General features: G+C 51.1%; 21 protein-coding genes, 1 rRNA gene and 1 other annotated feature. Of the genes, 15 read left to right on the forward strand and 7 right to left on the reverse strand.

The features are described from left to right. The first annotated feature begins 47 nt into the window (after positions 1-47). The 3 genes from ACYVUV_RS11110 to ACYVUV_RS11120 all read left to right on the forward strand — a co-directional run bounded on the left by ACYVUV_RS11110 (position 48) and on the right by ACYVUV_RS11120 (position 1,823). Positions 48-479 carry a hypothetical protein gene (locus ACYVUV_RS11110; protein WP_439775198.1) on the forward strand — a complete coding sequence of 144 codons (432 nt, stop codon included), beginning with the start codon at positions 48-50 and terminating at the stop codon, positions 477-479. Between the two features lie 125 nt (positions 480-604). Then, positions 605-1,348, forward strand: a complete 744-nt coding sequence (locus ACYVUV_RS11115) for an MFS transporter (protein ID WP_439775197.1) — start codon at positions 605-607, stop codon at positions 1,346-1,348. After that, positions 1,314-1,823: a hypothetical protein gene (locus ACYVUV_RS11120; protein ID WP_439775196.1), complete on the forward strand. Its 510-nt coding sequence runs from the start codon at positions 1,314-1,316 to the stop codon at positions 1,821-1,823. Before ACYVUV_RS11115 ends, ACYVUV_RS11120 begins: the two co-directional genes overlap by 35 nt. A gap of 46 nt (positions 1,824-1,869) precedes the next feature. Here the strand turns inward: ACYVUV_RS11120 and ACYVUV_RS11125 are convergent, their stop codons facing one another. Beyond that, positions 1,870-2,964 carry a BMP family lipoprotein gene (locus ACYVUV_RS11125; protein ID WP_439775195.1) on the reverse strand — a complete coding sequence of 365 codons (1,095 nt, stop codon included), beginning with the start codon at positions 2,962-2,964 and terminating at the stop codon, positions 1,870-1,872. 204 nt (positions 2,965-3,168) lie between these two features. Beyond that, entirely contained in the window at positions 3,169-4,269 is a 1,101-nt protein-coding gene (locus tag ACYVUV_RS11130) for a YdcF family protein (protein ID WP_439775194.1), read from the reverse strand. 92 nt (positions 4,270-4,361) lie between these two features. Here ACYVUV_RS11130 and ACYVUV_RS11135 point away from each other — a divergent pair, with 92 nt between their 5' ends. Then, a complete protein-coding gene (locus tag ACYVUV_RS11135) occupies positions 4,362-5,018 on the forward strand; it encodes a CPBP family intramembrane glutamic endopeptidase (protein ID WP_439775193.1) in 657 nt (218 codons plus the stop codon). A gap of 90 nt (positions 5,019-5,108) precedes the next feature. Here the strand turns inward: ACYVUV_RS11135 and ACYVUV_RS11140 are convergent, their stop codons facing one another. From ACYVUV_RS11140 to cbpB, 3 genes are all read right to left on the reverse strand, one after another. Beyond that, the gene (locus tag ACYVUV_RS11140) at positions 5,109-6,263 is read right to left on the reverse strand and encodes a cation:proton antiporter (protein WP_439775192.1); all 1,155 of its coding nucleotides are present in this window, start codon (positions 6,261-6,263) and stop codon (positions 5,109-5,111) included. Positions 6,264-6,316: 53 nt separating this feature from the next. Continuing rightward, positions 6,317-6,365: a sequence feature (sodium ion sensor (DUF1646 type); this cis-regulatory element may regulate processes involved in with the transportation of sodium ions), on the reverse strand. A 59-nt stretch (positions 6,366-6,424) separates the two neighbouring features. Further along, entirely contained in the window at positions 6,425-8,239 is a 1,815-nt protein-coding gene (locus ACYVUV_RS11145) for a heavy metal translocating P-type ATPase (protein WP_439775191.1), read from the reverse strand. A gap of 132 nt (positions 8,240-8,371) precedes the next feature. Next, positions 8,372-8,869 (reverse strand): cyclic-di-AMP-binding protein CbpB, encoded by a 498-nt coding sequence (gene cbpB, locus ACYVUV_RS11150; RefSeq protein ID WP_439775190.1) that lies wholly within the window; start codon positions 8,867-8,869, stop codon positions 8,372-8,374. A gap of 607 nt (positions 8,870-9,476) precedes the next feature. Here cbpB and ACYVUV_RS11155 point away from each other — a divergent pair. The 7 genes from ACYVUV_RS11155 to dltD all read left to right on the forward strand — a co-directional run bounded on the left by ACYVUV_RS11155 (position 9,477) and on the right by dltD (position 15,720). Further along, positions 9,477-10,685 (forward strand): YncE family protein, encoded by a 1,209-nt coding sequence (locus tag ACYVUV_RS11155; RefSeq protein WP_439775189.1) that lies wholly within the window; start codon positions 9,477-9,479, stop codon positions 10,683-10,685. A 37-nt stretch (positions 10,686-10,722) separates the two neighbouring features. Further along, entirely contained in the window at positions 10,723-11,025 is a 303-nt protein-coding gene (locus ACYVUV_RS11160; RefSeq protein WP_439775188.1) for a hypothetical protein, read from the forward strand. A 193-nt stretch (positions 11,026-11,218) separates the two neighbouring features. Then, positions 11,219-11,368: a teichoic acid D-Ala incorporation-associated protein DltX gene (locus ACYVUV_RS11165; RefSeq protein WP_439775187.1), complete on the forward strand. Its 150-nt coding sequence runs from the start codon at positions 11,219-11,221 to the stop codon at positions 11,366-11,368. A 21-nt stretch (positions 11,369-11,389) separates the two neighbouring features. Then, a complete protein-coding gene (gene dltA, locus ACYVUV_RS11170; protein ID WP_439775216.1) occupies positions 11,390-12,892 on the forward strand; it encodes a D-alanine--poly(phosphoribitol) ligase subunit DltA in 1,503 nt (500 codons plus the stop codon). After that, positions 12,889-14,121, forward strand: coding sequence for a D-alanyl-lipoteichoic acid biosynthesis protein DltB (dltB, locus tag ACYVUV_RS11175; RefSeq protein ID WP_439775186.1), 1,233 nt, complete (start codon positions 12,889-12,891; stop codon positions 14,119-14,121). The genes dltA and dltB overlap by 4 nt, the downstream gene beginning before the upstream one ends. A gap of 80 nt (positions 14,122-14,201) precedes the next feature. Continuing rightward, a complete protein-coding gene (gene dltC, locus ACYVUV_RS11180) occupies positions 14,202-14,444 on the forward strand; it encodes a D-alanine--poly(phosphoribitol) ligase subunit DltC (protein WP_035162154.1) in 243 nt (80 codons plus the stop codon). Next, positions 14,434-15,720, forward strand: a complete 1,287-nt coding sequence (gene dltD, locus ACYVUV_RS11185; RefSeq protein WP_439775185.1) for a D-alanyl-lipoteichoic acid biosynthesis protein DltD — start codon at positions 14,434-14,436, stop codon at positions 15,718-15,720. Before dltC ends, dltD begins: the two co-directional genes overlap by 11 nt. 173 nt (positions 15,721-15,893) lie before the next feature. On the opposite strand, the gene ACYVUV_RS11190 is transcribed toward dltD, so the two are convergent. Further along, a complete protein-coding gene (locus tag ACYVUV_RS11190; protein WP_439775184.1) occupies positions 15,894-16,118 on the reverse strand; it encodes a hypothetical protein in 225 nt (74 codons plus the stop codon). A gap of 161 nt (positions 16,119-16,279) precedes the next feature. Here ACYVUV_RS11190 and ACYVUV_RS11195 point away from each other — a divergent pair, with 161 nt between their 5' ends. Further along, entirely contained in the window at positions 16,280-16,669 is a 390-nt protein-coding gene (locus tag ACYVUV_RS11195; RefSeq protein ID WP_439775183.1) for an iron-sulfur cluster biosynthesis family protein, read from the forward strand. A 60-nt stretch (positions 16,670-16,729) separates the two neighbouring features. On the opposite strand, the gene ACYVUV_RS11200 is transcribed toward ACYVUV_RS11195, so the two are convergent. Beyond that, entirely contained in the window at positions 16,730-17,554 is an 825-nt protein-coding gene (locus tag ACYVUV_RS11200) for a Fic family protein (protein ID WP_439775182.1), read from the reverse strand. A gap of 164 nt (positions 17,555-17,718) precedes the next feature. On the opposite strand from ACYVUV_RS11200, the gene ACYVUV_RS11205 reads away from it, so the two are divergent. The 3 genes from ACYVUV_RS11205 to ACYVUV_RS11215 form a co-directional block, all read left to right on the forward strand. Next, positions 17,719-19,719, forward strand: coding sequence for an ABC transporter ATP-binding protein/permease (locus ACYVUV_RS11205; protein ID WP_439775181.1), 2,001 nt, complete (start codon positions 17,719-17,721; stop codon positions 19,717-19,719). Positions 19,720-19,722: 3 nt separating this feature from the next. Beyond that, positions 19,723-20,352: a TetR/AcrR family transcriptional regulator gene (locus ACYVUV_RS11210; RefSeq protein ID WP_439775180.1), complete on the forward strand. Its 630-nt coding sequence runs from the start codon at positions 19,723-19,725 to the stop codon at positions 20,350-20,352. Positions 20,353-20,857: 505 nt separating this feature from the next. Further along, positions 20,858-21,879, forward strand: a 16S ribosomal RNA gene (locus ACYVUV_RS11215); the annotation flags it as partial.

Raw genomic sequence — 21,879 nt, forward strand, 5'->3', positions numbered from 1 at the left:
TCTGATTAGGCCGAAAGGATAGTTCGGATGTAAAAGGGAGGAAAGAAATGAATAGCTTGTTTTGGGTAAATTTGTTGATCGGCTGCGGGATGCTGCTGAGCGGCTTTAAGCAGTTGCCGGTGACTTTTAGCTGGCGGAAATTGGCGGTGATTTTTCTGGCAAGCGGGAGTCTACTCCTGGTTGAAGGGATGCTGGTCAGAAAAGAGTTCGAAACGGCGCTGGTACTTTTTGTGATCGCGGCTCTCTATTTGCTGCTGGGCCTTGCCGGCTTGGTCATGATATTTGTTAAAAAGGACCGGCAAGCTTTCACCAGCGAAGATTGGCGCGATTTCGCGGCCGTCTTGATCATCAGCGCCTTGCTGGCCTTCTACTTTTTGCGGGATGCTGCTTTTGACTTATCCAGCATGCTGCTGCCAGAAGCAATGTTTCTCGCTGGCCTGCTCCTGGTCTCTTGGGCTGTTAAAGCCGGGAAAAATTGATTAATGTAAAAGTGCTGAGCGAAGGCTCAGCACTTTTTATGTCCATTTCCAAAAAAGATACCATTAGCATAAAAAAGAGTATATTTTCAGTAAAGAATGAAAAGTTAAAGCAAGGTGAGTGAACAATGAAAAAAGAAATTCCAACCCTGCCCTTCAATTCCTCGCAAGGAATGATCATGCTGGCCGCCAGCATCTATAGCGTAGCCCTGTCCTTCATAGTCCAGGAGTATGTTTCCAGCCCCGCGGTCAACAGCTTGGTCAACAACATCAGCGTTGCCGTAAGCGTGGCCTTTGCCCTGGCTATCGGCAGCTTCGTTGACCAGCATGGTGCCTGGCGGATCCTTTTTTTCACCACCTTGCTTTCTGGAATAGCCTGCCTGCTTCCGCCGCTGATTTTTGACCTGGACAAGGCGGCCTTCATCGGCGTCTTGATTGTCGTCGACATTGTCATTTCCGTTATCAGCGAGTTCGACAACGCCGCCAGAACCGTCTATATCGTCCGCAAGGAGAACCGGGAGGCCATTCCTTTGGTGCAGCAGGGGATCAGCTCGCTGAACTCTATCGCCTCAATTGTCGGTTATCTGCTGGTTTTCGTGACCCTCAGCTTCGTGGCTTTGCCCAACTATCTCTACCTCTGCGCCGCCCTTTACCTGCTGGCCCTTTTAATCTGGCTGCGGGTGCCGGCTGACCAGGTTGTGGCTGATGCCCAACCCTCCTTCAGCTTTTCCATCTTGGCCCGCGACATCCGGGAATCAGTCAGCATCGTCTTTAAAAAAAGGCATTGCCTTGATCTTTGCCGCCGAAGTCCTTTTTACCTGCCGGAACCAACTGGTCATGAGCCTGGTAATTTTAAAAATCGGCCGCTATGATCCCAAGTTCAAGTCAATCCTGGTGATTGGCCTGGGCATCATCTTAGCCGTGGCTGTCGGTGCTGGCCTCAACCGGGCCGTGGTCAGCCTGCCTGCTGGCCACAAAAAGCTCTCTGTCCTTGCCTTGATCGTCCTTTCTGCAGGGGCAACCTACCTAAGCGGCGGGGCAGGCCGCCAGCTGTCTCCCTTTGTTTTCGGCCTCCTGCTTGGCAGCATTTTTGGTACCGGCATCCCCGTCTACACCTACCTGGAAACCAGCCGGATCATGAAAACTCCCGCCGCCTACCAGGGACGGAGCACGGCCTTGCTCCGCTTCGTGGGCATCTTTTTGACCTTGATCATGGCCCTGGCCCTTAGCTTCTTTGAAGGCCGGGTAAAGAGCAGCGTGGCCCTCTACTTCTCAGCTGGCGCCATCATCCTCCTCGTCATCTTCTGCCTGGTATTGCTCCAGTCCAGCCGCGAAAAAAACGCCTAATACGCAAAAAAATCTCTGAGCTGCTCGCTCAGAGATTTTTATTTGCTTACTTGCTTGGGTGGCTTGGTACGGAAACCTTGCCGGCCAGAATCTGGCTGCGGGCAATTTGTGCCTGCTTCCAAACTGAGTCAGCCACGTAGCCCCGGGTCAGGTAGACACCGTTGTGCTTCAAGCCGTAAACCAGCTGTTTGCCGCCCGGGAACTTGCCCTTGGCTGCCTTGGTCGCGATGTCCTTGACCGCCACGTTGACCCCAGTCATCACGCTGGTCAGGCAGAGGTTGGACTTCTTGCCGTCCTTGGACTTGTACTTGCCCAGGCTGGACTGGTCAGAGTCGACCCCGATGACCCAGACCTTCTTGCTGGAGTTGGCAGCCAGGCCTTCGTTGACTGACTTGGCTTCACTGAACAAGCCTTGGCCGGCTGAACCTGAAGCGTGGAAGATCACGTCCGCCTTCTTGGCAAACATAGCCTTGGCAATTGACTTTTCCTTGTCAGCAGCCGTAAATGAGCCGACGTATTGGTTCAAAACCGTGATCTTCTTGCCCATCTTCTTGGCCGTGTCTTGCACGCCCTTGGCAAAACCAGCATCAAACAAGTCGACGATGTCCCCGTGAACCCCGCCAATGAAGCCAACCACGTTGGTCTTGGTGGTCCGGGCCGCAACTACCCCGGCCATGTAGGAAGCATCCTGGGACTTGAAGTTGGCGGAAGCCACGTTCTTTTGCCCCTTGATCACATCGTCGATAATGACGAAGTTCTTGTCAGTGTGCTTCTTGGCTGCTGAAGCAATCGCGCCCTTAAGTGAGTAACCAACGCCAAAAATAGTCTTGTAGCCGGCCGCAACCGCCTGGTTGATGTTTGGCGTAAAGTCAGAAGCTGAACTTGATTCAAAGTATTGGTAGCCGTTGGTCCCCCGCTTTAAGCCCTGGGACTTGCCGTAAGCCACCATCCCTTCCCAGCCGGACTGGTTGAAGGAGTGGTCGTCAACCCCGGCAATGTCAGTGATCAAGGCCACGCTGGCTGAGCTCTTCTTGTTGGAGCCGCCGCCGTTTTGCTTTGCCCCTGAGCAGGCTGTCAAAGCAATCCCCGCTGCCAAAACAGTACCAGTGGCCAAAACTTGCTTGAATTTGATTTTCTTCACGATAAAATCCCCCTTAAATTTAACACGATTACGATCTTATCAATATTTGGTAGTTGTGTCAAAAGTCCACCTACTAGATAAAGTGTTGATTTGACGGGATTCCTGTTTTTGCCAAAATGCCCTCAAGATATATGGCTCTAAGCTGGAAGGGCATACTAGAAAAAATAAAAAATTACCTGGATTTTCCCAGGTAATTTTAAAAAGTTAAAAGACATTTAGCAGTTTGCAAATTGCCAAGGCAATGTAGCTGGCCACGATCAGGGCCATCACGGTGAAGTGGCGGAGACGGTTCATGACGAACATCCCGGCAAATTCCCGCAAAACCGCGTTGGGCAGGTAGTAAGGGCGGGTGTAAGAGCCAATCCCATTGGCGTCCAGCCCCGCCTGCTTGGCAAAAATTGCTGCCCGGAAGACGTGGTAGTTGCTGGTAAAGAAGCAGGCCTTGAAGTTGTCATTGCCATAGTCGTTGTAGGCCACGATCTGGGAGAATTCCATGTTCTGCTCGGTATTTCTGGACTGGTCTTCCAGCAGGATCAGTTCCTTTGGGACTCCCCGCTTGATGGCGTAAGCGGCCATGGCTGCCGCTTCAGAGATTTTTTCATTCGGGCCCTGGCCGCCGGACATGATGAACTTGGGCAAGGGCTGGCCCTTTTCCTGCTGGTGGTAGGCAAACTGGATGGCCCGGTTGATTCTGGCCGCCTGGATGTTGGAAATCTGGTCCCCATGGATCAGGCCCGCTCCCAAAACGATCAGGTAGTTCTGGTGGTAGCGGCGGGGGACTATCTGGTAGAGCAGGAGGTTGACCAGGAAGTTGTACATGACGGCCGCCAAGTAAACCGCGATCGTCGGGAAAATGTCCAGGATGAGGCGTAGGCCGGTCGGCGTGCTGCGGGTGAAGTGGCCGATGAAAATGAAGATCCAGAGGCCCAGCATGGCTACCGCCAGGATCAAGGTCAGCAGGTTGGGCAGGGTGTGGCTCTCATGCTTCAAGACCACGTAGGAGTTCCATAAAAGCAGGATCCAGGAGAAGGAGACGATGACGGCCACGGTTACTGCCAGGATCGCCAGGACCCAGAGGTAGACCTTGCGGAAGCTGGGCAGATTGGTGGCATAGACCAGGAAGGTGAACCAGGCCCCCAGCGAAGCGATGAAAAAGGTGAAAAAGACCCCGTTGATCAGGCGGCGCGGGTCGCTCAGCCAGGAGAAAATAAAGGTTACCGCGGCGATCGCCACCAAAATGGTGAAGTAGCTGAAAGCCCGGTTCTGGCTGAACAGAAAGAGCAGGGTATTTAATCTAGATGGCATTTTTTAGGTCCTCGTCCATATCATTTAGAAAATTGGTCAAACTTTATTATAATAGAGGATAAGAATTTTTTTGAGACAACAAGGTGACAAACGTGAAAAAAATTGGGCATTATCTCTTTTACCTGATCGAAATCGCAATCGTGTTCGCGCTGTACACGACCCTGCAGGAGTTTTACTTCTACCCGGACATCTTTGGCTTCGGATCGGCTGAGGCCTTCATCCTGGCCCTCTCCACCGTCCTGGTCTTCTGGTTCAGCTTCTGGCTCTATAAGGGGCAGCTGGATGACAAGAACGAATGGGGCTTCAGCCAGGACTTCCACTGGGATTGGCGGAAGCTGGCCACCTCAGTCGGGGGCTTCTTCTTGATGCAGCTGCTCTACATCCTCTTGATGAACCTGATCGGCGGCGGGGTCTCCGTCAACCAGCAGAACCTGGACGACCTCCAGCAGACGGCGGGCCCGACCTACAATATCATGGTGGTCCTGGTTGCCCCGGTTATGGAGGAAATCATCTTCAGAGGGATGTTCTTCAACCTCCTCTTCAACCATGCCGGCAAGGTTGCCAAGTGGGCTGGGATCCTGGTTTCCGGTTTCTTCTTTGCCTTTGCCCACAATCCTTTCTGGTCACCATATCTCCTGGTTTACTGGATGATGGGGTCAGTCCTGGCCTGGGTCTACATGACCACCAAGGACCTGCGCTACTCCATGGCCACCCACATCATGTGGAACATGCTCAGTCTTTTAGGCTAGGCAAAAAGAGAAAAGATAACTATAAAGATAAAGAGAAAACTATCTATATACATAAAAAGCAACGAAGCAAAGCTTCGCTGCTTTTTAGTTTTACGCTTCTTCTTTTTTGATGTAGTGGTTGAGCATGATTGGGGAGATAACCGTCGTCAAAATGATGACCAGAATCAAGCTGGAGTAGATGTCCTTTGGAAAAAGGTGGTGGGCAATCCCGATCTGAGCCACGATCAAGGCTACTTCCCCCCGGGAGACCATCCCAGCCCCGACGATGCTGCCTTCCAGGGGCTTAAGGCCAAAGGCTTCTGAAGAGTACTTGCCGGCCCAGTACTTGGACAGAACGCCCAGAATGGTCATAACTACGATGAAGAGGAAGTCCTTGCCGATGGAGGCAAAAGTCATCGACAGGCCAATGTTGACGAAGAAGGTTGGAATGAAGACTGAGTAGCCGATCGCGGAAACTGAGGAGTTGACTTCAGCTTCCTGCTTGGTCTGCCGGATGGCCAGGCCGCCGAAGAAGGCCCCGACTACGGCGCTCAAGCCGACTAATTCAGCAATGTAGGCCATGCCCAAAGACAGAATCAAAGAGGCGATGACCACGGAGTAGTTGACGTTGATTTTTTCCGCCAGCTGCATAAACTTCGGCGCGATGAACTTGTAGACCAGCCAGACGAAGACAAAGTAGAGGGCTTCAAAAAGCAGGTTCAAGAAGAAGTTGTCGGTCAAACCCGACTTGCCGCCTTCATGGCTGAAGGTGGTGAAGAGGCTGAGGACGATCACCGCCAGGATGTCATCGACCACCGCTGCCCCCAAAATCGCCGTTCCGGCCTTGGTCTGGAGTTTCCCGGTGTCACGCAGGACTTCTACTGAAATGGAGACGCTGGTGGCCGCGAAGACGATCCCGATGAAGAGGGCTTCCAGGAACTGCATCCCGAAGAGCATGGAGGCTCCGCCAATGAAAAGGATAGGGAGGATAACCCCGACCGTGGCCACCGTGAAGCTGATCTTAAAGTACTTCTTCAAGAGGTCCAGGTCGCTTTCCATCCCGGCTAAAAACATCAGCATGATGACCCCGATGTCGGAAAAAAGCGACATCGTTTCATTAGGGTGGATCCAGCCCAAAAGAGCCGGTCCCAGCAGGATCCCTGATAAGAGCTGCCCAATGACCGGGGGCCAGTTGAAGCGGGCAAAGACTTGCCCCAGCAGGGTCGTCATCAGCAAGACCAGTATCAGTTGTCCAATAAATTCCATATTGACCTCCGTTTCAAAAAAGGGCTGGCAAGCAAAAAAACTCCCAAGAAAAAGCTTCTTGACCCAAAGAAGCAAATTCTTGAAAGTTTTGAAACTCCAACCTCTGAAAGTGTTATGTTAACTAATAATACTTTAGCAAGAAATTGGAAAAAAGACAAATTTTACAAACCGGTCTGTTTTGGATTCTTCGGTTCGGTCTTGGCCAAAAGGGCTAAGCAGATGGCGATCATGTCGACCACTTCCTGCAAAACAGCGCCCCAGAAGGCTGGGATAAGACCCGTGAAGGCCACCAATTCCAAAAGGATAACGACTACGATGGCAGTGATGACGTCGACTTCGGCCACTTTCATGGTGTGCTTGGAAATGGCCACGGCATCATTGATCTTGCTCAAATCGTTGACCATGATGACCGCGTCGGCGCTTTCGCTGGCCGCGGTGGCACCCTTGGCCCCCATGGCAATGCCGACATCAGCAGCCGTCAAGCTTGGCGCGTCGTTGATCCCGTCCCCGGTCATGACGACTGGGCGGTTTTCAGGCGCCACGTTCTTGATTGCTTCAATCTTTTGTGCTGGCAAAAGGCTGGCCCGGACATCATCGACGCCGGCCACGTCAGCAATCGCTTGGGCAACATCCTTGTTGTCCCCGGTCAGCATCATGATGTGCTTTGCGCCTTGCTTGCGCAGGCGGGCCAAAGTTTGCGGAGTTTCTGGCCGCAACTGGTCCTTGAAGGTGATGCAGCCGGCATACTTGCCGTCAACAGAAACGTAGACAGCAGTAGTCTTGGCCTTGTTTACGTTAGCGTCTGGCGCTACGTAGGAAAGCTTGCCGACCATGACGGTCTTGCCGTCAACGGTCCCGCTGACCCCGTTACCGGTTGATTCCTGCAGGTTGCTTACGGCTTGGATCATGGACTTGTCAGTCCCTTGAACCAGGGAGTTGGCGATAATGTGGCCGGACTGCTGTTCCAGGCTGGCCGCGTAGCTTTGGATGGTTTCCTTGTCAAAGCCATTTTCCGGCAGAACGTCTTGGATGACCAATTGGTTCTGGGTCAAAGTACCAGTCTTATCGAAGGCAAAAGTCTTGGCCTTGGCAAGTTGTTCCAAGGTTGGACCGGACTTGACGATGATGTGGTGCTTGGACATGGAGCTCATCCCCGCTACCAGAGCAACTGGAGCGGCGATCAAGAGCGGACATGGGGAAGCAACGACCATGACTTCCGCGAAACGGGTGAAGTCGCCGGCCGCAACCCAGGCAATGATCCCGATAGCTAAGGAAATGATGGTAAACGGCACGGCGTAGCGGTCGGCCATCTTGACGAATTTGGCCGGCTGGGCGGCGGAGGACTTAACCAGTTGTACGATAGACTGGTATTCAGAGTCCTTGGCCAGTTTCTTGACTTCCATGGTTACGGCAGTTTCACCATTAAGTGAGCCGGACATCAGGTCATCGCCGACCGTTTTGTCAACTGGCACTGATTCACCAGTTAAGGATGACTGGTCAAAAGCAGAGCTGCCTTCGATGATAGTCCCATCAACTGGCACCTGCTGGCCCGGCTTGATCAAAACATGGTCGCCGATCTGCAGGTCGTCAACCTTTACTTCAACCACCTTGCCGTCAACCAATTTGCCAGCTACCCGCGGGTTCTTGTCCAAAAGGGCCCGCAGTTCACGGTCGGCTTGGCCGGTCGCGTAGTCTTCCAGGCTTTCGCCACCAGTAGACATGACCAGGATCATCCATTCAGCCCAGTAGTCCCGGGTAATCATCATGGAAATGACCGCGATCAGGGCCAGGACGTCGATGCCCCAGTGTCCTTCTTTCAAGTCATTAAACATTTCCTTGGCTAAGGAGAAGCTGACGTAGGCACCAGCAATGTCGAACAGAACTTCCGCGATTCCTGGAATGTGCAGGACATTGTCAGTGATCAGCCCAATCGCCCCGAGAACCAGGACGACAATGAATTTCCATTGGCGTTTCATGATTTATTCCTCCCATTAAAAGTAAGGAGTGTGAACACACACACTTTTTTATCTTAAAAGACAATATATCTTATTAGATATATTTTAACACAAATTGGATGTCTTACACTGGAAATGCTTATGATTGTATTGTTAATTTTCTGCTTCAAGCTTGAGGACCTGCTTTTTGTCAATCGTGACATAGTGGTCGTCAAAAGTATGGGCCAGGTAGTTGAAGGCCTTAAACCATTCCCGCCGGGTGATCATCCCTTGAAAGACTCCCTGGTCGTCGACGACAGGGAGGAAGTTGTTGTCAACCAGCAGGTGAAGCTGGGTCTCCATGTCTTTTTCCGTAAAGTTGACGGAAACGAAGTCGGTTTCCATGACGTCCTTGACCTTGTACTTGTTTAAGGCCTTGACAGAAATGCCATCCAGGTCCAGCATCTTGTCGGTGATCATGGCCAGGCTCAAAAGGCCGGTGATCTGGCCTTTCTTGTTCAAGACGGGAATTTTGGCGTACTTGACCTTGGTTAAGATCAAGAAGGCATGGTAAAGGGGATTGTCTTCTTCAACGATGGCAATCTTGCTGGCCGGAATCAAAAAGGAACCGGACTTTTCCGCGATAACGCGTTGAATAGCTGCTGAAATCATCAACCTAATTCCTTATATTTTTTCTATGCTAAAAAACGTTTTGACATAATTTAAGTATAAGACTATTTGGAAAAAGAAAAAAGAAAAAGGCCTGCTCGCGCAGGCCTAATTGGTTTTCATCTACTTTGGAGGAGTAAGAATGAATGAAATAAAAAAGTGGGAGTATTTGTAACGAGTTCTACCAGCTCGTTACATTGTTTATCATACAGGGTAATTCTCAATAAAGGGTTTGGAATTCCTTAACAAAGAGTAAAGAATTGCTTGCGGATCTATAAAGAACGAAAAAGGCCTGTCAAGGCAACAAAAAAGCTCACGCAACGCACGTGAGCCGAAAGGGATAGATATGAATCGACTATGGAGTCAGTCGATATTTTTCATTTACTTTGGAGGAGTATGAATGAAAAACAAAAAGTTGAGTGTAGTAACAAGCTCTCGCTTGTTACAGCTATTATATTATACTGGAAATGTGAACAAAGTATGACGTTTGGCAAAAAAGTTCAAAAAAAGCCAAAAAAATTGCTTCGCCCCTGGCCAGGCTTGTTAAGATAGAGGGGAATTTTCTTTTTTAGTGGAAAAACTTGCAGAAAAGAGGCTGAAAGGAGGGCCAATGGGTAAAAAAGATAGAAAAAGCGGAAAAAAGCTGGTCAGCCGGAAGAAGCATCACTTCCGCCGGAAGCTGCGCCTGCTGATTTTTAACCTTATCCTGCTGGCTGGTCTGGCGGCCTGGGGCTACTACTGGGCCTACCCGACTTACAGCAAGTGGCAGATGAAGCAGGCCATGCTGGCGGCTCGGCCCAAGGTGACCAAGGCCAAGGACGGGACCAGCACCAGTCCGGCCTGGCACAAGCTGAGGGCTTACCGAAAGGCGATTAGGGACAATTACAGCTTTGTCTACCAGGCCGCCTACCAGACCCCGAAAAGGACGACGGTGGGCCAGGACGTGGTCATTCCAGGTTTGATCTCGACGCGGAGTTATGACTACCAGGCTAAAAAGATCAGCGCGACTAACGCCATGACTCCCCAGGGGATCGCCGTGGTCTACAAGTATCTGCTGATCACGGCCTATGACGGCCAGCACCGGCATGCCTCGGTCATTTATGTTTTGGACAAAAAGACGGGGAAGTTTTTAAAAACGGTCCGCTTGCCCGGCCGCCAGCACTTGGGCGGGATCGCCTATGACCCTGAAGGGATGCAGATCTGGCTGACCGGGTCAAAGGACGGGCAGTCGGCCTTGATGTCTTTTTCCTTGGCCAAATTGATTGAATACGTGGCCAGCGCCAAGACCAGCGATCAACTTGTTTATGACCATGAGATTCCGATCAACTCAATCGCCAAGGCTTCAGCTCTGACTTATTACGATGACCAGCTCTTTGTCGGCTACTTCAATGAAAATGGCCACGGCAAGGTTGCCAGCTACAAGCTTGCCCGGTCCGGCCAGTACAAAAACACCATCACCACCAGTGAGATTTCCAGCATCAACGAGTCCGTTTCCTGGTCTGACCCGGACGGGACGGCCAGCATGAACAAGCAGATCCAGGGTCTGGCCATCTACGGGGACAAGATCTTCCTCAGCCAGTCATATGGAAGCAAGGATTCCAAGCTCTACATCTTCCCGATCACGGCCGTGAACAACCTCGACGAGTCAAACGCCGAGCAGGTGGTCAGAATGCCGCCGTACTTAGAGCAGATCACGGTCTACAAGGGCCAGCTGCTCTGCCTTTTTGAATCGGCCTCCAGCAAGTATGCCCGCCAGGATATCACGGTCATGGACCGGACCTTGTCGGTCAATATCGACGCCCTGCTGGACAATAATTAACAGACAGCAAATACAAATAAAGGAGACAATATTATACATGGATAGTAAACTTGCCAAAAAAATCATCATCGACGTGCGGATTTCCGGCTGGTCCTGCTTGCTTCCGGCCAGCGGCCTGCTCTACCTCTACCAGGTCACCCACTACGCCAGCTTCTTGTGGGGCCTGGCCCTGGTCGTTTTGTACGCGGCCTACGTGTTGGCGACCGCCAAGCTGGACAAGTGGCATTCACCAAGCTATGTCTTGCGGATGAGCTTGATTGCCATGTTCTTCGTTGGCTTTCTGCCCTCGATTCCGCTGTTGTTTTGCTACAGCCAGGAGCGCAAGGCCGGGCTTAAATAGCTTTTTGCAAAAAAATAACGGGAAAATGTTGCTTTTTGTATTTTTTAATACTTTAAGAAATGGTAAAATGTCAGAAGACTGTGAACGAAATATGAATAATGTGTTACAGTTTACTGTAATCACGTAAGTGAGTTGTGTTGTTTCATTCTGTTGGGATAGCAGACCTGGTGAAAAAGAAGAGGAGATGAGCTTGATGGAAAACAAGACACCAGCCAGCCGGGGGAAGATCATCCGGTCCTTTATTCTGCGAACCTTGCTTTACAGCCTCATTTTATTAGGCTTGGTTTATCTGTATGAATATTGTGGCTTGGGTTCAACCGGCTTTATTTACAATGAATTTTAGGAAAGTTGAGTGGAAATGGAAATGAGAAATATTGTCAAGACGATCGATGAGATCGCGCAAAGAGAACCAGACCGGGTAGTTTACGACTACCTGGGTCAAAAGAACACCTACGCTGACTTGCTCAAGCGGGCTAACGCCTGGGCCGCCTTGTTAAAGGAAAAGGCAGCGGCCAAGGTACCCGTCATGATTTGGGGCGGGCAGACTTTTGACATGCTGGCTTGCTTTTTAGGTTGTGTAAAGAGCGGGCACTGCTACGTGCCAATCGCGGACTATTCTAACGCTGAGAGAATCGACCTGGTCAGAGAAGTCTCAGCTTCTCCGGTCTTGATCGCCATCAGCGAATTGCCAGAAGTTGACTTGGGCGACTTGACCCTGCTGACGCCAGACGACGTTCCGGAAGAAGGGCAAGCTGACGAAGCAGACTACGTCAAGGGCGACGAAAACTTCTACATCATTTGTACTTCCGGGACGACCGGTAAGCCCAAGGGGGTTCAGATCAGCCACGACAACCTGGTCAGCTTCGTTGACTGGGAACTGAAGGACTTTGACCTGCCGGAGCATCCGCGCTTCTTGGCCCAGGCCCCTTACTCCTTTGACCTGTCAGTCATGAGCATCTACCCGGCCCTGTTGAGCGGCGGGGAACTGGTCGTTTTGCCGCACGAAGTGACGGAAAACTTTGCCCAGCTCTTCAAGGCCCTGCCGGAAATCGACGTAAACGTCTGGGTATCAACTCCGTCCTTTGCTCAAATGTGCTTCCTGGACCGGACTTTTGCTTCCAGCCACCACGCCGGCCTCAGCCACTTCCTCTTCTGCGGGGAAGAACTGCCCCGCAAGGAAGTTGAAATGCTCAAGAAGCGGTTCCCGGACAGCCGGATTTTTAACACCTACGGGCCAACTGAAGCCACCGTGGCGGTCACCCAAGTGGAGATCACCCCGGAAATTCTGGAAAAATACGACCGCCTGCCAATCGGCTACGTTAAGGAAGACACGGAAATCACCATCGACCTCAAACAGGGTGATGACGGCAAGAGCGGGGAAATGATCATCGCCGGCCCGTCAGTCTCCAAGGCCTACATCAACAACCCGGAGAAGACTGAAGAAGCCTTCTACAAAGAAGACGGCGTGCAGCACTACCGGACCGGGGACGTGGGCTACTTTGACGGGGACCTGCTCTTCTACAAGGGCCGGATCGGTTTCCAGATCAAGTTCAACGGCTACCGGATCGAACTGGAAGAAATCAACTTCTACATGAACCAGAACCCTTTGATCCGCCACGCGGTTGCCGCCCCGATCTACAAGCCTGACCACACGATCAAGCAATTGGTGGCCGTGATCGAATTAAACGACGGGGTCAGCCGCAAGTACGATGAAGGGGAAATCACCAAGCAGATCAGAGACGGCCTGGCCAAGGACGTGATGCCGTACATGATCCCGCAGCGCTACCTTTACCAAGAGGCCCTGCCGATCTCCCAGAACGGGAAGGTCGACATCAAGGCGGTCATCAAGGAGGTTAACCAGGCGTGATAAATCTGCAACCATATGAAAACCCGCAGTACTTTGCCTACCTGCTGGTCGCGCTTTTGCCTCTGATCATTGGCCTTTACTTCGGCAAGCGCTATAAGTGGTACGAAGCCCTGGTTTCTTTGGCTTTCATCTTCCTCATCTTCGACGCGGACAAGTGGCAGCAGGGGGTAACCTTGATCTGCTACATTGTCTACCAGTTCCTGGTGACTTTTGCCTACCAGCATTACAGGCAGAAGACGGGGAAGGCCAACAAGACCTGGGTCTTCTGCCTGGCCGTGATCCTGGCCATCCTGCCTTTGGCGGCGGTCAAAATCTGGCCGGTCATTCCCCACAAGCAGGGGATCGACTTAGGCTTCTTAGGGATCTCCTATCTGACCTTTAAGACGGTCCAGGTGGTCATGGAGCTGCGCGACGGGACGATTAAAAAGGTTGATCCGGTAATGTACGCCCGCTTCCTTTTGTTCTTCCCGACCATCTCCAGCGGCCCGATCGACCGCTACCGCCGCTTCGTCAAGGACTATGACAAGGCGCCAAAAAGGGAAGACTACATCAAGGATCTCTCTTACGCGGTCAGATACCTTTTCCAGGGCTTTTTGTACAAGTTCCTTTTGGGCTGGTTCTTCGGGACCTACTGCCTGCCATATCTTGAGCAGCAGGCCATCCTGGCCGGGCGGATGCATCCCCTGCACCTGTCCTGGTGGCTCTTAGGGGTCATGTACTGCTACTCAATGTACCTGTTCTTTGACTTCGCGGGCTACTCCCTCTTCGCCGTGTCGATTTCCTACTTTATGGGCATCCACACGCCGATGAACTTCAACAAGCCTTTCGCGGCCCACAACATCAAGGAATTCTGGAACCGCTGGCACATGACTCTGTCCTTCTGGTTCAGAGACTTCATCTTCATGCGCTTCACCTTCTTCGCGATGAAGAAGCGCTTGATCAAGAACCGGAACCGGCTTTCCCAGGTGGCCTACCTGGTCAACTTCATGGTGATGGCGGTCTGGCATGGTCTGACCTGGTACTACATCGTCTACGGTCTTTACCACGCCCTGGCCATCATCATCAATGACATCTGGCTCCGCTTCAAGAAGAAGCACAAGCTTGTCAAGCACAACAAGTTCACTGAAGCAGTGGCGATTTTCGTGACCTTCCACGTGGTCTGCCTCAGCTTCTTGATCTTCTCAGGCTTTTTGAACAACCTGTGGTTCAATGTGCCGCTGGGCAAGTAATTTTTAAAAAAATCAACAGAAAACAAAACAGAAAAAGAAACAGATCTAGAGAAATAGATTGAAAAAGAAAGAGGAAAATCATGGATATTCAAAAGCAAATCGTTGACATTTTAGCTGAAGCAACTGGTGAAGACTTCTCAGACAACATGGACCAAGAACTCTACGAGAGCGGGATCATGGACTCCATGTCCACTGTGCAGATGCTCTTGACCCTGCAGGAAACCTTCGACATCACCGTTCCGGTTTCTGAATTCAACCGCGACGACTGGAACACCCCAAACAAGCTGGTTGAACAGGTGAAGAAACTGCAAGATGAAGAATAAGACAAAACTTTGGCTGATCTTTGGGCCAGTCATCTGCGCGGCACTCTTGCTGATCGGGATCTTCTCCCTGCCTTGGGAGCGGACCTTCTCAGCGGGCAGCCTCTTCCAGGCAGCCGCTTCGCAGACCACGACGGTCTTCAAGGGCAAGGCCATGCGGCAGAAGGCCTATAAGCAGGGCTACGTGCCTTTCTATGGGTCAAGTGAATTGTCGCGTTTTGACAACATGCACCCGACTGTCCTGGCCACCAAGTACAAGCGTTCCTACACGCCTTTCCTGCTTGGGGGAGCGGGCAGCCAGTCTCTGGCCCAGTACTTGGGGATGCAGGACGCGCCAAGCAAGAAGGCCGTGGTGATCATTTCGCCGCAGTGGTTTACCGCCCAGGGGCAGAACCCGGATGCCTTCGGTCTTTACTACTCGCCTCTGCACGCCAGCGACTTCATTTTGAACGCCAAGGACACGGAAGCTGACCGCTACGCGGCCCGCCGTCTGTTGCAGATGCCGAGCGTGAAGAGCGAGCACGTGATCAACCACGCCCTTTTGGAAATCGCGGCTGGGGTAGGGATCTCTAAGAATGAGCGCTACTACCTCCGCTGGCGGCGGCGGATGTATTCCAATGAAGACAGCTTTTTCACCTCCCTGCAATTGCGCGACCGCCTGCCAAAGATCGAGCAACAGGGGAAGAAGTTGCCGGACACTTACTCTTACGCGGGCTTGAAGAAGGCCTCAGAGAAGGAAGCCAAGAAGAATACCAAGGGCAATCCTTTTGGCATCCGGACCGGTTTTTACAAAAAGCGCCTGAACGCCAAGCTGCTCAAGAAACTGAAGGGGAGCCAGAAGAAGTTCAACTATGTTGAATCTCCGGAATACTCCGACTTCGAGCTGCTTTTAAACCAGTTCGCCAAGGACAAGACCCAGGTCCTCTTCATTATTCCGCCGGTTAACGCCAAGTGGCAGAAGTACACTGGCTTGTCACAGAAGATGTACAACACGGCCACGACTAAGATCAAGCACCAGCTGATCAGTCAGGGCTTTGACAACATCTACGACCTGTCCAAGGACGGCAAGAAGAAGTACTTCATGGAAGACACCATCCACCTGGGCTGGAACGGCTGGCTGGCCGTTGACCAGGCCGTCAAGCCGTTTATGGAGCAGAAGTACACGGAACCTGAGTACGCGATCAACGACTACTACTTGACCCAGGCCTGGCGGAAAAAGAAAAAGCTGCCGACGGTGGCTTTAACTAACAAAGACGTCCTGGCAAAACTAAAAAAATAAGCTTTCGGGCTGAAAAGATTGTCCGAAAGCCAGTTTGAGTATATAATCTATCTTGTGTCAAATGCTTAGGCTGTTTTCTCCGGTAGCGAAAGCAGCCCTTAATATGTGGTTTGCTTTGGCACGCACTGTGTGAGCCTGATTCCAATGTTGGTGGAATTGGGCTTTTTTGTTTGCTATTCAAGCCAGTCGTAGCGGCTGAAGAACTGTTCCAGCTGGTAGTCGCTGCCGTTTTCGCTGTCCTTGAGCAGCTGGGCGATCCGTTTTTTACCCAGCTTTTTGACCAGCAGATTCTTGATGGCCTGGTTGATGATGGCGTCCCTGTCTGTCCCGCTTTCCTCCTGGTAGGATTCAAGCAGGATGGCCAGGTCGTCGTCCAGGTTGAATTTGACTTTAGTCATGTGGCTTACCTCCTCACTGCTTTTAGGCAAATTATAACATTCTTAAGCATTTTCCCGCCTTTTTGGCAAAGAAAATTGACCTGGATCAATTTTTGCTGAGAAAAAACTTGCTATACTTAAACTATCAAAAAATAAGTGAGTTCGATGGGGAGGTAACAAATATGGTTAAAATGACTTTCAGCCCGGAAGCTGGGGAATTTTTGCAAAAGAAGCGGGGAGACAAGACAGTCTTGCTCCTGGCCTTGAATGACGGGTCAAACAAGTACTCACTGCAAGGCGGGACTTGCACGATCGGGGCCAACTTCCAGTTCGTCGCTTTGGACCAGGCTGACCCGGACTACCAAATCAAGATCGACAACGCTTTGGGTTTGGACCTGTACACGGGCCAGGCGGAAATGGGCTTCTTAGATGACAGCTTGAGCGTTGGTGAACAGTACGGGATGCTGTCCTTGAGCGACGGCAGCGGCCTGATCGACAGCGCGGTCGGCGTCAACGTTTACGTGCCAAGTGAACTTACCGCTGAACAGATTCAAAACGGCGCCAGCTGCTAAAGAACGTGAAAAAACATGACTTCGGAACTTGCCGGGGTCATGTTTTTTGATTTGGTCAGATTAATTTTTTCTAGGCAGGTTGGTGTCGTTTTCGGCTTCTTTAATGGCGATTTCGTTGGCGCGGAGAATTTTGATCCGCTTCTCCAAAGTTTCCCTGGTGTAGTCAATTACCAGTTTGGTGAAGGGGGCTTCGTTGCCGTTTTCCTGGTAGTCGCTTAAGGCTAGCATGTACTGCTCCCGGGATTTCGCGTCGGGCTGGATGTTGATTACCGGGTAGCCGCTCTCTGTCAAAGCAAAGTTCATCAAAAGGCGGGCGGTCCGGCCGTTGCCATCTGAGAAGGGATGAATGCTGACAAATTTCCGGTGCAGGTCAGCCGCGTACTGGACGGGATGCTCTGTTTTTATCGCGCTTCGGGCCCAGTCGATCAGGTCAGCCATGGCTGAATTAATTTCAAAAGGTGCTGTGTAGTGTAGATGTTCTCTGCCTTTTGGCCATGCTTCTACTACCCGGTAGACACCAGCCATATTTTTGTTCTTGGCTGTTTCCAAAGTAGCTAGCCGGTTCAAGTCTCTGACTACGGCCTGGGTCAGGGGCTCTTTTTGCGTAGCCAAGTCGATCATGTAGTCGTAGGCTTGGCTCAAATTTACGGCTTCAAGGGTTTCAGTCAAAGATTTGCCATGGATGGTAATGCCGGCATTGATGATGGAGTCGGTCTCATACCTGGTAAGCGTACTGCCTTCAAGAGCGTTTGAGGTCCAGACGTGTTCCAAGCGGATGTCTTGGTTCAGCAGGTCAACTTGTTCTTTGCTCAAGGGCCGGTATTTGGCCATGTCATTTTTTAAAGCTGTCAGCTCAGCCAGTTCTTTAGGAAAAAGTTCAGTCATGCTTGTCCCCTTCTGTTTTTACTGGAATTAAGTCATTCTACCATCATTTTAACCGAAATACGGGGTCATGTTTTTTGATTTTGCTTGACAGAAGCTGGGAGAGGGATTATTATGACAACATGTCATATGACAAGTTGTCATATTTTTGTATAAGGAGCGGATAGATGACTGTTCTTGAATTAAAAGACGTCAAAAAGTACTACAAGATGCCGGGCGGGGGCCAGTACGAGGCCCTGCGCGGGGTCAATGCGAAATTTGACGCCGGGGAAATGGTCGCCATCGTCGGGGAATCAGGGTCAGGCAAGTCGACCTTGATGAACACGATCGGGGGCCTGGACTCTGACTTTGAAGGGGCTATTTTATACGAAGGGAAGAACCTGCGCGATTTTTCCCAGAAGGAAATGGTCAACTACCATAAGAAATCAATCGGTTTTATTTTTCAAAACTTCAACTTGATCCCCCACCTAGACTTGATCGACAACGTGTCAATTGCCATGACCCTGTCCAACGCGGATGAAAAAACGCGGCGCGACCGGGCAGAAGAACTTTTAACCCAGGTGGGCTTGAAGGATCACATGCACAAGAAGCCCGACCAATTGTCCGGCGGGCAGAAGCAGCGGGTGGCCATTGCCCGGGCTTTGGCCAATGACCCGGACGTGATCATCGCTGATGAACCGACTGGGGCCCTGGACGCGGACACGACTGACGTGATCTTGAACATGATCAGAGATATCGCGGCTTCGGGCAAGCTGGTTTTGATGGTTACCCACTCAGACAAGGTGGCCAGCCACTGCAGCCGGGTTCTGCGGATCGACCAGGGACAGATCGTCAGTGACCAGGAACAGAAGCCGCTTGATCACCACCTGGAGAAGAGAACTGAAGTCAAGATCCAGCAGATGAGCCTCTTTAAGGCGATCTCTTTGGCTTTTAAGAACATGAAGGCCAAGTTCGGCCGCAACGCCCTGGTTTCAACCGGGATGGGGATTGGGATCATGTCCGTGATTCTCATGCTCAGCCTGGGCAAAGGGGTTACCTCTTACGTCAGCGGGCAGATGAACACCTACTCTAACCCTTTGGTGGCGGAAATCCAGAAGACTTCCAGCCAGAAGATGCGCCAGCAGGGGATGCAGGCCCAGCAGACAGGGGACAAGGCAGCTTTGGCCAAGCAGCAGCAAAATAATATGGCCTCTTTGTCCGGGACCAGCAGCGCTTCGGCTTTTAGCAAGAAGGATTTGAAGAAGCTGGAGAAGATTTCTCATGTCAAAAAGCTGCAGAAGGGCTACAGCGCGATTTCCTTGGGGACTAACCAGCTGAAATATGGCAAGAAGACGGCCAGCATGATCTACCTCAAGACGGTCAATGACGGGATCGCCAAGTCAGAGATCAAGAAGGGCCGCCTGCCTAAGGCTGGAAAGAACGAAGTCATGATCGACAGCGGCAGCGCCGACAACTTGAGCAAGAAGATTTTAGGCAAGAAGGTCAAGGCGACTTTGCAGATCGGGACCAAGACCATCACCAAGACGGTCAAGGTAGTCGGGATTTATGAAGCTTCCGGCTCCGGCCAGGTCAGCACCCTGCTTTTGCCTTACAGCGATCTGAAGAAGATTTTCAAAGACAATGGCTTGACCTTGAAGCCAAATGTGGTCTACTTGACGGCAACTGACAAGCAGTACACTTCTTCCATCAAACAGGCAGCCAAGGACAAGGGTTTTGCCGGCTCAATGCAGGAGCAAATGACGGAAATGTTTGACAGCATCCTGAGCGTTTTGACTTACGTTCTGACGGCGATCGCGGCAGTTTCTTTGCTGGTTTCAGCCATCATGATTCTGGTTGTCTTGAACATCTCTGTAGTCGAACGGACTCAGGAAATCGGGGTCATGAAGGCCCTGGGTGCCCGGCGCAAGGACATCCGGCGGATCTTCTCCAGCGAAGCCTTTTTGCTGGGCCTGGCTTCCGGGATTGTCGGCATTGCTTTGACCTGGCTTTTGGCCCAGGGGATCAACAGCTTCACCCAGTCAGCCTTTAAGGCGGCCGTGGTCAGCTTGACCCCGCAATATGCCTTGACTGGTCTGATCATCAGCATTGTCATCAGCATGATCGCCGGGATCCTGCCAGCCAACCACGCTTCCAAGCTGGATCCAGTTGAAGCTTTGCGGAAGGAGTAAACAATGCCCAGCCAGACTTTTTTCAACCTGCCTAAGGAAAAGCAGGACCGGATTATGGCAGCGGCACGGGAGGAATTTTTCACCCACAGCTTCGATGAAGCTTCAATCAACCGCTTGATCAAGGCGGCGGGGATTCCCCGGGGGAGCTTTTACCAGTATTTTGACGACAAGGAAGACGTGTACTTTTACCTGGGTGAGCAGATTCAGCGGAAAATGCTGGTGGAAAGCCACCAGCAGCTGAAGGAATATGACTATGACCCGATAAAAATGGCTCGGAAAGTCCTGCCTTTGTGGCTTAAGGAAATTTTTTACGGGGAAAACAAGATGTTTTTCTACCGGCAGATCGACCTGCTCTACCAGCAGCATCTGCCGCATCCGCGGGCAGGCAATTATCCCATGGACCCGCTTGACTGTCTCAGCCGGGAAGAACTGGGAAAGATGGCGGAAAAAGTCAATCTGCAGGACCAAGGGGATTTGAAGTTCCTCCTGCACGCCCTGCTTTTAACGATGATCAGCTGTATTACTGAAGGAGCAGCGGATTACAAGGCCGGCAGGAAGGTTGACTTAGACAAATTGAAGCAGCAGCTTGACCGCCGGATCAGCTATCTGGAAAATGGCTTTAAGAAGAGCTGAAAACAAGTTAAGGGATAGGCAGAAACCGTGGATTTAATCCGCGGTTTTTCTTTTTTACCTGGAAATAACATTTTTTTGAAAAAGTTTTCCGGTAAAAATGACCTAAAAGCGAACTAAACAGCAGCTTCTTCCGGTTTAAGCCAGATAAAATTAACCAAAAGCCAAAAGAAAGAAAAAGTAAAAATGACAACGAAGCCGTGCGTTCACATAATAAACCGAATAAACTAGCCGATTTGACGAAAGAATAAAAAGAAGGTAAAGTATTATTTGTCTTGAAACGAGCCAAGTGCTTGAAACAAGACAAAAATAAATATCAAAAACTTGTTGACAAGAATCAAACAAGCGAGTAAGATATAAAACGTTGCGTCACTAAGACGCAAGTTGGTACTTTGAAAACTGAACAAAGTTTCGCAGTGTGCGGGTCAAACAAAGTTTGATCCAAACAAATAAGCGAAGTCAATTCGCAAGCAAATAATCTGGAGCAGATTAAAAAGAGCTCAATTTTCAAATTGAGAGTTTGATCCTGGCTCAGGACGAACGCTGGCGGCGTGCCTAATACATGCAAGTCGAGCGAGCTGAATTCAAAGATTCCTTCGGGATGATTTGTTGGACGCTAGCGGCGGATGGGTGAGTAACACGTGGGCAATCTGCCCTAAAGACTGGGATACCACTTGGAAACAGGTGCTAATACCGGATAACAACATGAATCGCATGATTCAAGTTTGAAAGGCGGCGCAAGCTGTCACTTTAGGATGAGCCCGCGGCGCATTAGCTAGTTGGTGGGGTAAAGGCCTACCAAGGCAATGATGCGTAGCCGAGTTGAGAGACTGATCGGCCACATTGGGACTGAGACACGGCCCAAACTCCTACGGGAGGCAGCAGTAGGGAATCTTCCACAATGGACGCAAGTCTGATGGAGCAACGCCGCGTGAGTGAAGAAGGTTTTCGGATCGTAAAGCTCTGTTGTTGGTGAAGAAGGATAGAGGCAGTAACTGGTCTTTATTTGACGGTAATCAACCAGAAAGTCACGGCTAACTACGTGCCAGCAGCCGCGGTAATACGTAGGTGGCAAGCGTTGTCCGGATTTATTGGGCGTAAAGCGAGCGCAGGCGGAATGATAAGTCTGATGTGAAAGCCCACGGCTCAACCGTGGAACTGCATCGGAAACTGTCATTCTTGAGTGCAGAAGAGGAGAGTGGAACTCCATGTGTAGCGGTGGAATGCGTAGATATATGGAAGAACACCAGTGGCGAAGGCGGCTCTCTGGTCTGCAACTGACGCTGAGGCTCGAAAGCATGGGTAGCGAACAGGATTAGATACCCTGGTAGTCCATGCCGTAAACGATGAGCGCTAGGTGTTGGGGACTTTCCGGTTCTCAGTGCCGCAGCAAACGCATTAAGCGCTCCGCCTGGGGAGTACGACCGCAAGGTTGAAACTCAAAGGAATTGACGGGGGCCCGCACAAGCGGTGGAGCATGTGGTTTAATTCGAAGCAACGCGAAGAACCTTACCAGGTCTTGACATCCTG

It is taken from the genome of Lactobacillus sp. WILCCON 0149, assembly GCF_057197965.1.

Excerpts from the sequence above, each read along its gene's own strand:
- ACYVUV_RS11210 (WP_439775180.1), top strand. The coding sequence starts at position 19,723 with ATGCCCAGCCAGACTTTTTTCAACCTGCCTAAGGAAAAGCAGGACCGG.
- ACYVUV_RS11160 (WP_439775188.1), top strand. The coding sequence starts at position 10,723 with ATGGATAGTAAACTTGCCAAAAAAATCATCATCGACGTGCGGATTTCC.
- ACYVUV_RS11130 (WP_439775194.1), bottom strand. The coding sequence starts at position 4,269 with ATGCCATCTAGATTAAATACCCTGCTCTTTCTGTTCAGCCAGAACCGG.
- ACYVUV_RS11155 (WP_439775189.1), top strand. The coding sequence starts at position 9,477 with ATGGGTAAAAAAGATAGAAAAAGCGGAAAAAAGCTGGTCAGCCGGAAG.
- cbpB (WP_439775190.1), bottom strand. The coding sequence starts at position 8,869 with ATGATTTCAGCAGCTATTCAACGCGTTATCGCGGAAAAGTCCGGTTCC.
- ACYVUV_RS11195 (WP_439775183.1), top strand. The coding sequence starts at position 16,280 with ATGGTTAAAATGACTTTCAGCCCGGAAGCTGGGGAATTTTTGCAAAAG.
- ACYVUV_RS11200 (WP_439775182.1), bottom strand. The coding sequence starts at position 17,554 with ATGACTGAACTTTTTCCTAAAGAACTGGCTGAGCTGACAGCTTTAAAA.
- ACYVUV_RS11115 (WP_439775197.1), top strand. The coding sequence starts at position 605 with ATGAAAAAAGAAATTCCAACCCTGCCCTTCAATTCCTCGCAAGGAATG.
- ACYVUV_RS11110 (WP_439775198.1), top strand. The coding sequence starts at position 48 with ATGAATAGCTTGTTTTGGGTAAATTTGTTGATCGGCTGCGGGATGCTG.
- ACYVUV_RS11165 (WP_439775187.1), top strand. The coding sequence starts at position 11,219 with ATGGAAAACAAGACACCAGCCAGCCGGGGGAAGATCATCCGGTCCTTT.
- ACYVUV_RS11205 (WP_439775181.1), top strand. The coding sequence starts at position 17,719 with ATGACTGTTCTTGAATTAAAAGACGTCAAAAAGTACTACAAGATGCCG.
- ACYVUV_RS11140 (WP_439775192.1), bottom strand. The coding sequence starts at position 6,263 with ATGGAATTTATTGGACAACTGATACTGGTCTTGCTGATGACGACCCTG.
- ACYVUV_RS11190 (WP_439775184.1), bottom strand. The coding sequence starts at position 16,118 with ATGACTAAAGTCAAATTCAACCTGGACGACGACCTGGCCATCCTGCTT.
- dltC (WP_035162154.1), top strand. The coding sequence starts at position 14,202 with ATGGATATTCAAAAGCAAATCGTTGACATTTTAGCTGAAGCAACTGGT.
- ACYVUV_RS11145 (WP_439775191.1), bottom strand. The coding sequence starts at position 8,239 with ATGAAACGCCAATGGAAATTCATTGTCGTCCTGGTTCTCGGGGCGATT.
- ACYVUV_RS11120 (WP_439775196.1), top strand. The coding sequence starts at position 1,314 with ATGAGCCTGGTAATTTTAAAAATCGGCCGCTATGATCCCAAGTTCAAG.
- dltD (WP_439775185.1), top strand. The coding sequence starts at position 14,434 with ATGAAGAATAAGACAAAACTTTGGCTGATCTTTGGGCCAGTCATCTGC.
- dltA (WP_439775216.1), top strand. The coding sequence starts at position 11,390 with ATGAGAAATATTGTCAAGACGATCGATGAGATCGCGCAAAGAGAACCA.